General features: G+C 46.8%; 15 protein-coding genes and 1 pseudogene. 4 read left to right on the top strand and 12 right to left on the bottom strand.

What is annotated here, in order from left to right:
* Positions 1-9: 9 nt before the first annotated feature.
* Positions 10-926: pseudogene (locus FCL45_RS25105) on the top strand (tyrosine-type recombinase/integrase).
* Positions 916-1,968 (top strand): IS91 family transposase, encoded by a 1,053-nt coding sequence (locus FCL45_RS14775; RefSeq protein WP_176360015.1) that lies wholly within the window; start codon positions 916-918, stop codon positions 1,966-1,968. Before FCL45_RS25105 ends, FCL45_RS14775 begins: the two are co-directional and overlap by 11 nt.
* Before the next feature lie 254 nt (positions 1,969-2,222).
* Here FCL45_RS14775 and FCL45_RS24380 read toward each other — a convergent pair whose 3' ends face one another.
* From FCL45_RS24380 to FCL45_RS14725, 10 genes are all read right to left on the bottom strand, one after another.
* On the bottom strand, positions 2,223-3,344 hold the full coding sequence (locus tag FCL45_RS24380) for an HNH endonuclease (RefSeq protein ID WP_217907583.1): 1,122 nt from the start codon (positions 3,342-3,344) through the stop codon (positions 2,223-2,225).
* Positions 3,345-3,430: 86 nt separating this feature from the next.
* Positions 3,431-3,739 (bottom strand): Imm58 family immunity protein, encoded by a 309-nt coding sequence (locus FCL45_RS14765; protein WP_136799240.1) that lies wholly within the window; start codon positions 3,737-3,739, stop codon positions 3,431-3,433.
* Positions 3,740-4,083: 344 nt separating this feature from the next.
* Positions 4,084-4,851, bottom strand: coding sequence for a hypothetical protein (locus tag FCL45_RS14760; RefSeq protein ID WP_136799241.1), 768 nt, complete (start codon positions 4,849-4,851; stop codon positions 4,084-4,086).
* Between the two features lie 466 nt (positions 4,852-5,317).
* A complete protein-coding gene (gene yedF / locus FCL45_RS14755) occupies positions 5,318-5,926 on the bottom strand; it encodes a sulfurtransferase-like selenium metabolism protein YedF (protein WP_136799242.1) in 609 nt (202 codons plus the stop codon).
* 13 nt (positions 5,927-5,939) lie between these two features.
* The gene (gene selD / locus FCL45_RS14750) at positions 5,940-6,992 is read right to left on the bottom strand and encodes a selenide, water dikinase SelD (RefSeq protein WP_136799243.1); all 1,053 of its coding nucleotides are present in this window, start codon (positions 6,990-6,992) and stop codon (positions 5,940-5,942) included.
* 197 nt (positions 6,993-7,189) lie between these two features.
* Positions 7,190-7,996, bottom strand: coding sequence for an energy-coupling factor ABC transporter ATP-binding protein (locus FCL45_RS14745; RefSeq protein WP_136799244.1), 807 nt, complete (start codon positions 7,994-7,996; stop codon positions 7,190-7,192).
* Complete coding sequence (locus FCL45_RS14740) at positions 7,980-8,849, bottom strand: energy-coupling factor ABC transporter ATP-binding protein (RefSeq protein ID WP_136799245.1); 870 nt, start codon at positions 8,847-8,849, stop codon at positions 7,980-7,982. Before FCL45_RS14740 ends, FCL45_RS14745 begins: the two co-directional genes overlap by 17 nt.
* 3 nt (positions 8,850-8,852) lie before the next feature.
* Positions 8,853-9,638: an energy-coupling factor transporter transmembrane component T family protein gene (locus FCL45_RS14735; RefSeq protein WP_136799246.1), complete on the bottom strand. Its 786-nt coding sequence runs from the start codon at positions 9,636-9,638 to the stop codon at positions 8,853-8,855.
* Between the two features lie 71 nt (positions 9,639-9,709).
* The gene (locus FCL45_RS14730; RefSeq protein WP_136799247.1) at positions 9,710-10,312 is read right to left on the bottom strand and encodes an ECF transporter S component; all 603 of its coding nucleotides are present in this window, start codon (positions 10,310-10,312) and stop codon (positions 9,710-9,712) included.
* Positions 10,299-10,727: a PPC domain-containing DNA-binding protein gene (locus FCL45_RS14725; protein ID WP_136799248.1), complete on the bottom strand. Its 429-nt coding sequence runs from the start codon at positions 10,725-10,727 to the stop codon at positions 10,299-10,301. The genes FCL45_RS14730 and FCL45_RS14725 overlap by 14 nt, the downstream gene beginning before the upstream one ends.
* A 607-nt stretch (positions 10,728-11,334) precedes the next feature.
* Between FCL45_RS14725 and FCL45_RS14720 the strand changes: the two genes are divergently transcribed.
* Positions 11,335-12,171, top strand: coding sequence for an alpha/beta hydrolase (locus FCL45_RS14720; protein ID WP_136799249.1), 837 nt, complete (start codon positions 11,335-11,337; stop codon positions 12,169-12,171).
* 26 nt (positions 12,172-12,197) lie between these two features.
* Complete coding sequence (locus tag FCL45_RS14715) at positions 12,198-12,704, top strand: deoxycytidylate deaminase (protein WP_136799250.1); 507 nt, start codon at positions 12,198-12,200, stop codon at positions 12,702-12,704.
* Positions 12,705-12,732: 28 nt separating this feature from the next.
* Here FCL45_RS14715 and thiL read toward each other — a convergent pair whose 3' ends face one another.
* Both thiL and FCL45_RS14705 read right to left on the bottom strand, forming a co-directional pair.
* Positions 12,733-13,761, bottom strand: coding sequence for a thiamine-phosphate kinase (gene thiL, locus FCL45_RS14710; RefSeq protein ID WP_136799251.1), 1,029 nt, complete (start codon positions 13,759-13,761; stop codon positions 12,733-12,735).
* Between the two features lie 23 nt (positions 13,762-13,784).
* Positions 13,785-14,174, bottom strand: a complete 390-nt coding sequence (locus FCL45_RS14705) for a hypothetical protein (RefSeq protein WP_136799252.1) — start codon at positions 14,172-14,174, stop codon at positions 13,785-13,787.

Here is a 14,174-nt window from a genome sequence, read left to right as displayed (position 1 = left end):
GAGTATACCATGAAGGCAAAAGATTCCAAACGTTTTGAAATCCTTTACGATCGGCACCTGAAAAAGCTTACGCTTCAAGGCAAGAGTCAGGCAACTATCAGCGCCTATGCCCGGGCTGTTCGTCGTCTTACCGAACATTTTGATTGTTGCCCAGATCAACTGTCGGTGGAGCAGCTCGAAGATTATTTTACCCGTCTGGTAGAAAACTATTCCTGGAGTACGGTAAAGCTCGACAGGCTCGGCCTGATGTTCTTCTGGAAGCACGTCCTGGAGCAGGACTGGCAATGGCTCAATATCGTCAAGCCACCAACTGTGAAAACAATCCCGGATATCCTTACTAGAGAAGAAGTTGCCTTACTTGTTCACAACACGCGCAAACTCCGTTACCGGGTCTTTCTCTTTACTACTTACTCCATGGGGTTGCGTTTACAGGAAGCACTTTCTTTACAGATCGGAGATATCGATGCCAATCGCAGACGGGTACATATCCGCAGAGGCAAAGGACATAAAGATCGTCTGGTTCCACTGCCTGATCGAACCCTGAAGGCATTACGCATTCTCTGGCAGGATCATCGCCATCCCAAGCTGCTTTTCCCAAACTATAGAGGCTCTGCTGAAACCATCATCAGGGCAACCTCTCACATGAACATCGGTTCCACCCAGCAGGCCATGAAAGCGGTGGTTGCAGCCTGTAACATTAAAAAAAAGTCTCCATCCACTCCCTCAGACACAGCTTTGCCACCCACCTCCTCGAAGCGGGTTTAAGCCTTCGCCACATCCAGGAACTTCTCGGGCATTCAAGCCCCACAACCACTGCCCGTTACGCCCAGCTCACCTACACCGCGGAAAAGGATAGCATTGCCACCATAAACGAGCTGATCAATTCCATGGAGCTGAACCCAACGAGGAAGCAACATGGACATTAAATCACTCATCAACAAATACTTCGACCTGTACATGATTCGTCATGGCGGCAATGCCATCCCAGAGCAACTGAGGGCTTTGAGGGACATACAGCAGTGTCGAACCCCTCAATCTGGCGAACTCTATGCACGATGCCCTGATTGCCAGCATGGAGAATGGCGCCCCCTCTCGTGCGGCAACCGCCACTGCCCAACCTGCCTCAATCACCAGACCAGTTCCTGGCTTGATAAACAGCAGGCGAAGCTCATGCCGGTCCCCTACTTCCTGGCCACCTTTACCTTACCATATGAACTGCGATACCTGGCATACGGGCACCAGAAAACTGTCTATTCCCTGATGTTCAAATGCGTCGCTGAAGTCCTTAGATCCTTTGCTGCGAACCCAAAACATCTTGGAGCGGAGATCGGCATGACCATGATCCTGCACACCCACGCGCGAGACCTCTCGTTTCACCCCCACATTCATGTACTCATCCCTGGCGGCGGTATAGATAAACGATTCGGCAAGTGGAGAAAGGTGAAAAATGACTATCTCTTCAATGGATTTGCCCTGGCCAAAACCTTCCGCGGCAAATTCCTCGACATGCTGAAATCAACAGGCCTGTCCCTGCCTCAAAATCTGCCTGAAAAGTGGGTTGCCCATTGTGAATGCGTGGGCAATGGCTTCCCGGCCCTGAAATATCTGGCCAGATATCTCTATCGAGGCGTCATCAGCGAGAAAAATATTGTGGCAAGTCACAACGGAAATGTCACTTTCAAGTACCGTGACAGTAGGACTGATGAGCTAAGATATTCCACAGTAAAAGCAGAGGATTTCCTGAACATCCTGGTCAAGCATGTCCTGCCGAGAGGCTTCAGACGCGTGCGGGATTACGGTTTTCTGCACGCCAATGCCAGAAAAATCAGAACCCTCATTCAGCTTATACTGCATGTCTTTACCCCAATAGTGCCAAAACAGCGGCAAAGGCCAAAGTATTCCTGCCCAAAATGCAAGGCGGCTATGCTGGTGATACGCTTTCGATTCGACTACGGCAGATCAGGATAATGATTAGCCTGGACGCTGCTCTCACATAAATTCAGCAGGAGGTAATGCAGTCTATGAAAACAATCTGTTTCTTTCACACCTTGTCAGGTGAAGGGATAACTATGCTCTATAATTACAGCTAGAATTCAAGGCCCCCTTCCAGGGTAATTACTTTCAAAAGATATTTCCTTAGGAGAAAAGCCGGGCTTGTTCAACCACGGATAAGATTGTGGATCGCTTTGCGATCACAATCTATCCTTATTCGTTATACAATTCTATTCTCGAACCAATCTATCCATTTGTGAATAGAGGCTCTCAATTTTCCTTGCCTTGTCCTCTCCGTAATGTAACATTCTGTGGCAATTAGGACAGAGAGCTATAGCATTAGTAATGGTGTCTGAGCCTTTGTCAGCTAAATTTTTCATATGATGGACTTCTAAGAAAAATGTGCCATCTTCCTTCGTGAATGGTGCTGGCTTGGAACAACTTTCACATATCCCTCTAGCGTTGTTGAGTACCCAGGCAACGATTGCTGGATCTCTATTGTATTGTGTTGACTCACTTGTTGTTTTTTTAGGTCTTTTACTTCCACGTGGAGGAGGAATATTTTTATTTTTTTTTAGCTCGTTAACTGCTGATGCAAATTTTGCTGCTGGATATGAGATTTGACCCTCAATTCTATTTATTATATTCTCTATTTCTTCAACTGTTTTACTACCTATGTGACTTGCAGGCTTTAAACCTGTTATCCATTTGCGTCCCATAAGAGCGTAAACGTATGATATGTTCTGCATTCGATATTCAAATGACTTTGTAGTTCGGCCAAATTCATTTGAGAGAGATTCGTAATATGATTTTTTTATAAATTTCTCTCCATTTTCTTCTTTTTCTCGCATCTCTATGTATTTAGAAACAGTTGCTTCTAGCTCTTGTATTGTCCAAGCGCGATTGTATAGGTTGTTTGAAATATTTACGATTTTGGTTTGAGCGTTCTCTTCGTTGTTTTTGGACGAATATATGCCCAAATAATATTCCGTTTCATCCTTCCACTTTTCTTGAACTAAGTTATCTACCCAATTTGGATTAAACCCTGATTCGCTAAATTCTATTATATTTTTTAAATTTGCTATCTTTACAAATAATTCAAATGTTTCTAGATCACTAAAACAGAACCCAAACCACCACCTTTTTTTTGTACTATTTTTATCATACCAAAGCTGGATTATGCACTTGGCCTTATTGTTTACATGTAGATACCCAATTTTTTTGTAGTTCCCCTCGGATTCGGCTTCATGCCAAGCCTTCTCATTATATTGCACGAAATTTTCTACATCTTTAAATCGTTCTAAGAAGGTTCCTGCCATTTCATCAAGAAATTTAGTAGTTTTAGAATTCATATGTTCGTGTTTAAAAAGTGTAACGTGGAATTGAGGGGCGCGTGCCTTTTACGCGACCCTCTCTAATGACTTGTTATGCTTTAAGTTTAATATCTTATCTGAATCATTTTCTCATTTTCATATATGAAGGATACGCCATCTATGCTAATTCGCTCGTCATCTTCAACTATGAATGCATTAGGATTTTGTTCTCTAATAGTAACAAGCAAGTCTTTTTTAGAATATTTCTGCGCACCTTTTAATACTAGATTCGTTAGTATTTCTAAGCCCCGTACTTTTTCTTCATAACTTACTTTAAAATAAGTGTGTGTTATTCCAATGTCGATAATTTTATAGAACCAAAAGACATTTGTTAAAACAAGCACAACTATAGAGATTGCTAAGTACTTCTTCATATACATCTCATTTTCGTTTGCATAACAAGTAATTATACAGATCTGTATAACATCAAAAAATGAGTGTTATACAGAATGATTGGACCGCCACTCACCAAACTTCATATGTGTAAAAAACAAGCAATAGCAGATACATATGTGTCAAACAACATGACCCAAAAACATGAAAGTTGTCAATGCGTATATCTGCCCATTGAAAGAGAACTTGCTGTGAAATGTAGTGATTGTAGTGCCTTGGGCTAGATGGGAAAAACTTCAGGTAGGATTATTGCTTATCAAAAAGTACATTTCACGACACATTTAAGAATTTCTTTTCCATCTAATGTGCTGTGAACATATTAGTGCTACTGGAGTTTTTGCAAGTTGGTGCTAGCGGATCCGGCGCTGGTAGAATCTGAGAGAACAGAGGATGAAACAGAGCTCACTTGACCATCACCCGGGTGGGTGTGCGTTGCCAAAGCATCCAGGGCGCCAGTAAGTTCTGGCAATAGGCTTGGTCCTCCTGGTGCGCTGATCGAAATTTTAGGTGCTGAAACATGATAGCCACCACCGGCAGTGGTGGTTTTGGATCCTGAAACATTCTCTGTTGAGCTCCCGCCCACGGTTTCGGTCCGGTTGCCGGTTGCGTTTTCGGTGATGGTTGCGGCACTGTCGGTAATCGAACCACCGGTTTTTCTTTCCCAATTGCCTGCAGGGTCCACAACCTGGTACACACCATCGGCCTGCTGCCACCGGCCCATTTTATCTGGTACCGCTGGCAATGATCTGCCAATGGCATAGATGTGCTGGATAACAGGATGGTCCGCCCTGCCCTCTATCCACCTCACGGTTACGATTGTGCCGGGGCTCGGCCAGTGAAACATCCCGGCATTTTCTCCGGCAGCCGGGACCTGCAGCGGTACCGCCTCATATAACGGGAAACCTTCAGCCGGGTTTCCATCCGGTGTGAGGATTTCAATATCTGCAGCAAATTTCGGTTTGAATCTGTCGCTTGTCTCACCACCGGCTGGCGAATCCGAAATTTTCACTATTCGGGCAAAGCGGTCCAGGTGATAGCCACCGGCCAGCTCCGGAAACATCCTCAATACTATACGTTTAATCGCCTCCCGCATGTCACCACCATTTCATGGCCGTTTTTTTGCTGCAAGCGTTGTTCATTAGCATTTTTTGGACATGCTATCAGGGAGCAAACATTTTTTGTGAGTTCGAGTCCCATAGCCCACCCCATCTATTGCATGGAATTTCAATACATGAGGCTATTTTAACTTCAAACTGTTGAGCAGCCTGAAGTATAGAATCAGAAATAAGAAAGGCCCCGGCATCATAATGATGACCGGGGCCTTTTTTTTATCTAGTCTGAACTTTAGAAATCGAGATTCGAACTGACACTCACGTTCTGAAATTTTTTAAAATCAGTTATCAAAGATTGATAGAAAACATCCTGACCAGATTGCCAGCTCCCTATCTACTCCCCTCTAAGCAAACACTTCAACCGTCCTCATCGCAATGACCAGAAGGAATCAGGGGAAAGAGTAACTGATCAAATTTCGATTCATATCGGCCTATCGGCCGATTGGGTTAGCTCAGAGTAATTACCTTGTCAGCCAATTGGGTGGCCATTACGATGTCCAGCATATTGGTTGTATCGCCAACCTCTTTCTGGGCAAGTAAGTCATAATGTTCCAGACAGGTTCCGCAAGCCAGAATAGTTACCCCTTCACTCTGGTAGTTTCGTAATTCTTCAACCACAGGAGACGATTTAACGGTCAGTTTCACTCCGCTGTTCACAAAAATTATCTGCCACAACTCAGGCCCCATCTCTTTCAGCGTTTTGATATAATTGATCATCAATTTCTTACCGAGTTCGTCATCTCCCTGCCCCATGCGGTCCGTCATTATTAAAACCACATTTTTTCGGGTCTCCTGAGTCACATCGGTAGCAGCTTGTTGCACTTTTTCTGCCCGCTGCTGACCATCGAAGCTGGCAGTGAGTATACTGTTTCCTTTGTCAGCAACAGAAGTAACAGAATATCCTCTGGAATTGAGAAAACGTGTTACATTTTCCGACGAAGCGGCATTATCTACAATAACGCGTAACTCGCTCAGTTCTTCTTTTTCCACGACATCTTTTACCAGCAAAACTGGCGCAGGACAGGTTAATCCACACGCATCGATTTCTTTCGCCATCTCTCTATCCTTATTATTTGAGAATTATCCTATTTTCAGCTGCACTCTCCACTTCACCAATAACAGCGGCAGCTTCGACACCATTATCTGCAAGCTGCCGAACGAGCCTGTCACTCTCTTTTTCAGGACAACCGATAAGCAAGCCCCCTGAGGTTTGTGGATCAAAGAGAATGTCTCGTAAGACAGGGTCAAATTCAGCCGGCATGGAAACTCTATCCTGTATGTGTTCCCTGTTTCTGTGAGCACCAACCGGCACTAACCCCATTGCCGCAAATTCATACGCCATAGCCATTATGGGCATTTTACCTGAATCTATGGTGACCTTGGTGCCGGTTCCTGTTAGCATTTCTGCCAGGTGCCCAAGCAGGCCGAAACCGGTAACATCGGTACAGGCAGAAATTGAAAAGCGCTCCATTACTTCAGCCGCTGTTTTGTTAAGACTGGCCATAAACTCCGTGACGGCGGCAATGGTCTGGTCAGATGCGAGCCCACCCTTCATTGCCGTATTGATTATGCCGGTTCCGAGCGGTTTGGTAAGAATCAGACTATCCCCTTCCCGAAGTCCCTGGTTTTTCAAAACACGATCAGGATGGATAAAGCCGGTGACCGACAGCCCATATTTGAGTTCGCTATCCTCAACGCTGTGGCCACCCAGCAGAACCGTTTCCGCCTCTTTCAGGGTATCAGCTCCACCAGCAAGTATCTCTCTTAACGGCTCAGGGCCCATCACGTCCATCGGATAGGCGACAATATTCATCGCCGTCTTCGGAATACCACCCATGGCATAGACATCCGAGAGACTGTTTGCTGCAGCAATGCGGCCAAACTGATATGGATCGTCAACGACAGGGGTGAAGAAATCGACCGTCTGTATCAGGGCCAACTCTTCAGATACCCTGTACACTCCGGCATCGTCTGCTGTCGCTGTTCCCACGAGCACATTTGCATCTGTTGGAAATTGTAACTGGGTCAAGGCACGCTCCAGATCCGCTGGAGCAAGTTTGGAAGCTCAACCGCCGCCTTTCACACATTTGGTAAGTCGTATTGCATCTTTCTTATCAGCCATATGTACAAATAACCTCTTCAGCCCTGTAGGTGTGATATTCACCGCATAAAGGACATTCTGAACTCAAGGAAACGTTCCCGATAAGTTTCTTTTCACCGGAATCGGACACCACTATTTCATAACCATCCTGAAGAAAATAATCAGATGTGCCAAAAACAGTCTGTTTATTTGGGCAAGTGAAATAGAGTTCCATGTTCTCAAGTCAATTGTTTTTCAAGTTCCGCAATAAATTCACGGGGGGACAATGCAGGTAAACTCAGGCCACAAGCGTTACTGAGCTGAACGACCTGGGGCTGCAGGATACCACAGTCAGTCATGAGTTCAAGGTGCTTGAACAATTCCCTGACGTTGCCGTCAAATACCACCTTGCCATCAGTGAGAGATATCGCGCGGGAACAATTTTCAGCCACAAAATCCATATCGTGGGCGATAACAATGACTGTTTTTCCTTCATTTTGCAACTTTAGCAATGCATTGCTGAAAAGGGTAATTTCGTAATAATCCAATCCTGCTGTCGGCTCATCGAAAACGAGTATTGGTGTGTCCATCGCCACAATGGACGCCATGGCGATTCTTTTGCGTTCGCTATAACCAAAATCATGTGGATTTTTATTCTTGAAAGTCGTCAGCTCAAATAGGGCCAGAGCCTCCTCTACCAAAGCTTCTATCCGCTCTGCAGGATAACCGAGATTTCGCGGCCCAAAGGCGACTTCATTCCATATAGTTCTTTTGCAAATCTGGTCGTCCGGATTTTGAAACAGCAGGGCCACCTGACCCGCCAACTGACCTACTTCGGCCGTTGCGCTATTTTTGCCACCTAGCCACACCGTACCTGTCAAGGGCCTGAACAGACCGTTCAGATGCTTTGCAAGGGTCGATTTTCCCGATCCGTTGTGCCCCATGAGCACCACACGTTCTCCAGATTGAATTTCAAGAGACACATCCTGTAATGCACGGATGGAACCTGGATAGTCAAATGACAGGTGATCAATGCGAATGTCCATGAATACCCCTGCCCTGTAAAAGTCCGTCAATTGTACCGGAAAGCGACGTGGACAATGGAAGCCCTTTCGGCCATAACCCCTGCCGGCGTGCCAGATCAGCTACCTGCGTATATCTGTTCCAATCAAGTCTGATACTCTTTATCATGGGCGAGGTGAGTACATCACCCGGTGGGCCATCCATCACCAGTCGTCCCTTATCAAATGCAAGCACACGATCAGCATATTCTGCAATAAGGTCGAGCTTCTGTTCTGCTATCACTACGGTCTTGCCTTGTTGCTGCAAGCGACGCAGGATGTCAAAAGTCAGTTTTGCGCCCTGGGGGTCTAGAAATGTGGTTGGCTCATCAAGGACCAGGATGGCAGGATCCACAGCCAATACGGTCGCCAGTGCAAGTCGCTGCTGTTGCCCACCGGACAAATGGTACGGCGAACAGGCCGAATACTTCTCCAGGCCCATGATAGCCAGGACTTTTTCAACCTGCCTGGTCATCTCTCCCCTTGCTATCCCCTGATTCTCAAGGCCGAAAGCGACCTCTTCGAAAACGGTATAACGTACCCCGGACATCTGATTGCAGGGAACCTGCAACACGAGCCCGACGTGCTGGGCAATCTCGCTCACCGTTTTTTCTCTGCTGTCTGTCCCGTTGATGAGGACCCTGCCCGTCATCTTTCCACGGTAAAGCTGGGGAACCACACCGGTGAAGGCATAACATAAGGTAGATTTGCCACTATTGTTTGCACCTATGACCGCTACGAATTCTCCCTCGGAGATCTTGACCGAAACAGCTTTGAGGGATGGCTGCGAAGATCCGGGATAATGATACGTGAGTTTATCTGTTTCAAGCTGGGGCATACTTCACCTTAACAATCTGAGAAAAACAAGAACTGCGGCAGTCGCTACCATCAGCCATCTGGTCATACGTTGAAATGAAGAATCATCCAGGATCCGAATTGAAGTTCTGGGCGTGGTCGCCTTAAAGCCTCGGACCTCCAGAGCGATAGCACGTTGTTCTATTTCGACGATGGCTCCCACAACCAGAGGAACAACGAGCGGGGCGAGGCTATAGATACGCCGGATAAAATTCCCCCCGGTGTTCAACCCTCTTGCACGCTGGGCCGCCTGAATGGTTGCCACCCTCTCCTGCATAGCCGACATCATCAACAGGGGGCTGCCCAGCAGGTATGCCAGGGTTGGTGATTTACCGGAATGGGATATGGCCGTAATGAGATCTGCCGGATGGGTAGTAAAGACAAAGAGCAGAGATGCAGTTAGCACCGCTGCCAGCTGCAGCAGGGTATTGAAGGCATACATCAAACCTTCCTGGTAGATGTTCAACCCATAAAAATGAAGAAGAATGGTCTGATTGCCGGGATAAAGCACACTATGGATGGGAATCATGAACAGCAACAAGGGCAGGAAAATCCGCACGAAAGTCCGCCAGGCCCCTTTCAGCACCCCTGCACTTCCTGCAACAGCCACATTGACCAGAAGCAGCAGAGCGTCATACGCAAACCCGGAAGGTCCGGCGTAGACGCCCACTCCAGCAAACAGGACATAACACAACTTCGTGAATGGATGTAAGCGCTGAACCCACGAATTATTATCAATAAAGAGGGTCGTAGTCGTGCTCTTTGGCTGCATTTTCTCTCTGGCTCTGCCTCTCACTGGTAATTATGGATTATCCGGCAGAGCCAGTTTTAAACTAGAGCGCCTTACCCGGTTATAACTACGCATTTGGCCCTGTTCAGTCGCCCAATTGTTCTTTCCGGCAGGGCCTGTACGATACCCCAGGCAAGTACTGCAGTGGCAACCTTGTCGAGCAGATTTGAAGTAAAGACAGTAACAACTACAGAACCGAACAGATCCTTACCGAGTGCCAACATGTAGGAAGTCATGAAATCGGCACCGGATCCGGTGATACCACCAAACATGTAGAGCCTGATTGGCACGGCAACAACAGCGTTGCACACTGTAATGATCACACCGCTGATTATAGCCAGCCACAAGCTCCTGAACAGCCCGTATTTTGCACACAGACCTGCTGCAATACCAATGACCATTGCCACGGGTGAAAAAGCTGCGGCGACAGGAGAACTGATCATGCCCCAGATCAGGTTGGTTAGCAGCCCGGTAAGGCCGCCTGCCCAGGGACCGGCGAGCAGACCGACCAGAACTGTACCTATTGAGTCAAGAAATATCGGAAGCTTGAGCATCGATACCAATTGCCCGGCGACGATATTGATAACAATTGCAATTGACATCAGTACTATGGTCGTGGTGGTAAAATCTTCTTTGAATTGTTTACTGAGGCTCATGCTCTTTGCTCCTTTCTTGTGGTAGGGAAACGATTTCCAGTTCCGGGTATCCTGTATGCACGTCAAATTCCCGTAAAAATGAAATATTCGGAATGATGCCAATAACGATTTCTGCTGTAGTATAGATTGTGCAGCCATCCATCAAATGGGCGCCGTACGTTGTGCCGCGTTCATCAGCAATGGCAATATGATAGTGCGAGCCATGCTTGGACAGGACCCCTGTCAATGAAACTATCTCGAAATGTCCAGCGAGTTTTTCCAGACTATTTCTGTTGGCGAATCGCAACACTGCGGTGGTTAGGCTCCCTACACAGGTAAGGATACAGGCCGCTTCAATTTCATGTTCTTCGACCAGTCGATCAAGTTCTGCTTTGAGATCCTGCCCGGGATGTAACCTGAGGCTTAGGGCGTCCATAATAATTGATATACTTGTTGTATTGTCAGGTAGTTAATATTTAGTCCAGGTAAAAACAAACCATTATATACACAAGCATATCCTATAACACAAATCGTTATATCTTATAATTCTCTGGCTACCTATCAGCAATTTGTATGCAAGGAAGACATAAAGGGTAGCATGCGGAGCAGACCGGCGCTGATCTATGGGTTCTATAGCCGGTATTCGGGGAAAAAAGGGAATGAGTTGAGCCTGTCACCTTAGGCTTAATATCCGACCAGTTCCTGCTGAACTGCAAGGGGATCAGATTGAATGTAAATGGAAGGAGATGGAGGTTAAGAGGTTATTCACACAGCTTCCGTGGGTTGGAATACTATCGACCACCCAATCTTGTTATAAAAAATCACCAATCTGCTCAAGGCGGCATTAGCCTTGAACTGGTTAATCTTTTCTTTACTTTCCGAATAATTCCGGCCGCCTGTATAGCCCAGGTTTCAGATATGGAATTTTTCCTTCATCTACTGTAGACTGCAGCCTCATTGAGTACGCTGAATATTTTTGCCTCTGAGCTATATAAGCATATAAAACAGGGCAACTTCCCCTTAATACATATCCTATTATAAACATGTCTAATTACAGTAAACTTGATCGCCCTGAAATTCTCTCGCATATCTTCTATCCGCTCCAGCTCGAACGTACGCCTCTTCCTGAGAACGCTTGCGACTTTGACTGTACAGTTGAAGAAAATATCGTTCTCGGTTGCCGCTTTCATGCCGCCGGCAAAGAAGCTCCAACAATCATCTTTTTCCACGGTAACGGTGAGACGGTTGCAGATTATGATGAGGTAGGTGCAAAATACAATCAATTTGGTATGAACTTTCTTGTTACAACCTACCGGGGTTATGGCTGGAGTACCGGCAGCCCCACTGTTACCAGTATGCTTGCCGATACGGATATTATTTTGCAGAAGGCTCAGGTCTGGCTTGAGGAAAAAGGCTTTACCGGTTCCATCTTCGCAATGGGACGTTCCCTCGGTTCTGCTGCGGCAATCGACCTTGTCCAACGCCACCAGAAGGTTTTGAAGGGTCTGATTATCGAGAGCGGCTTCTCAGACACCCTGCCTCTGACTGAAAACCTCGGTATCGATTCTGAGAAAGCTGAACTAACTGAAGAAGACTGCTTCGGTAACAGCGAAAAAATTGCAGAAATCAAGCTGACAACACTTATTCTTCATGGTGCAAGGGATACCATCATCCCGATACAGCTAGCAGAAAAACTTCAGGCCTGCAGCGGTGCAAGAGCCAAGCAGTTCATCATGGTTCCGGGTGCTGACCATAACAACATCGTTGAGGTTGGTGGCGATAGATACTTCGACGTAATCAAAAGCTTTGTCGATAAGGCGTGCGGTATCACCAAGTGGAGCTACAAGCGTCGAAAGTACAACCGACCTGATTCCCAATAATACCTACTGTAAATTTTCGGATAATTATGAAACGAACCAACTATTTAAGCTGGGATGAATACTTCATGGCGGTCGCACTGCTTTCGGCCCAGCGCAGCAAAGACCCCAGTACCCAGGTCGGAGCATGTGTCGCCAATGATCAAAACAAGATCGTTGGCGTCGGATACAACGGATTTCCCTGGGGCTGCTCTGATGACGAGATGCCCTGGAATCGTGAAGGAGCCTTTCTCGATACCAAATACCCGTACGTCTGTCATGCCGAACTCAATGCGGTGCTTAACGCTATTACCACCGACCTTAGAGGCTGTCGTCTTTATGTCGGCCTGTTTCCGTGCAATGAGTGCACCAAGGTCATCATCCAGGCTGGAATCAGCGAAATTATATATCTTTCAGACAAATATAAAGATACAGATGCTGTAAAGGCATCCAAGGTCATGCTGAACAAATCCCCCAATATCAGCTATCGCCAGCTGAAGACGGGTCTGGATATGGTGAGGCTATCGTTCCTGCTGCCAGGGGAAGAGTCGAATTAAGCTGCATAGAACGAAATATGAATCAGGGTTACGAGGAGTGCTCGTAACCCTGGTATGCGATATCGATCAGTTCTCCTGAGTGAGTGCGCATGCATACACCATCACCCGGCTGAATTACGCCTATCCTGGTAACAACAGGAATATCCGGTTGCCCTTTTTCTGCAGCTTTTCGGCGTTGTTCCCTGCAGTAGTTCTCAAACATCTCTTCTGCCCCACTCCTGACTGTAAAGACGAGCTCATAATCCTCTCCGCCTTTCAGCTGAAAGTCTTGCTGTGACACATTGAGTTGACCACACATCTCAATAAGTTCAGCATGCGCCGGTAAGCTCTTCTCCTCAATGATCGCAGAAACCTTACTTGCGGTGCAGAGATGGCTGAGATCTGTAGCAATTCCGTCTGAAATATCCTGCATTGAGGTGACCATCCCGCTTTGTAAAAGTATTTCAGCGAGCGCAACTCGAGGCTTTGGGTCCAGATGGGCCATGACCAGTTGCTGCCAGGCTAATTCCTGTAAACCCGGATCGCTTGCCTTCCGCATTTGACAAAGATAAAGACCGGCAGCTGATGAACCAAGGTTTCCAGACACATAGACACTATCCCCGGACGCGGCTCCATCTCTGGGTATAGAGCATCCGCGGGGGGCTGTCCCCAGGACGGTGACGGAAATAGTGAGTTGTTTTGCCGATACGGTATCGCCGCCGACGAGCACGCATTGGTATTCATCGAGAATAGCCAACACTCCATCCACATAACTCTCAATCCAGTTGCTGTCCAAATCTCCTGGAAGGCCGACTGAAAGAAGGGCAAACTGCGGTTTCGCTCCCATCGCAGCAATATCACTTATATTGACGGCAAGAGATTTACGTCCCAGCAGGTATGGCTGGTGCCAGCTTGTGTCGAAATGGACACCCTGCACCAGCATATCTGTCGATATATGCCACTCCCGATCTGCCTCCTGGCTGAAAACAGCACAATCGTCCCCTATGCCTTTAAGGAGATTGGGATGAGACCTATGTGCTTTGGCAGCAATGTGCTTAATAAGATCGCGTTCAATCATGGAAAGGTACACACATCCGGAGGCTATTTGACTCGTTTCAAAGAGTGAATTTTGCCTGCAGGTTTCTTCATTTCGGGTGTTCCGGTCTCCTGATCGGGTTCAGGTGTTTCCACATCCTGCTCGGCCTGGAAATCAATTGCCTGGACAAATCGTTCCTCTCCGCCCATGGTGAAAATCTCCCCTGTCATCTGCGATGTTCGCAAAGTCCAGACCATATTCTGCAACGGTATCGAGAGTACAGAAAAGTGTACATGCCACCATTCATCTTTCCTGCTTGGGTCGCGCTCTATATCGGTAACCTTGGCATACATGAGCATCTGAGGCTCTTTGGCAGCTATCAGAACGATGTCGCCAATTTCAGTAGTATCCTTGAATGGTACGTGTTGCTGTAATTCTTTAACTATTTTCTGCAT

Source organism: Desulfosediminicola ganghwensis (assembly GCF_005116675.2).
GTDB lineage: Bacteria > Desulfobacterota > Desulfobulbia > Desulfobulbales > Desulfocapsaceae > Desulfopila > Desulfopila ganghwensis.
Note: the sequence above shows the minus strand (reverse complement) of the source record. Positions and strands in the feature narration are given on the sequence as shown.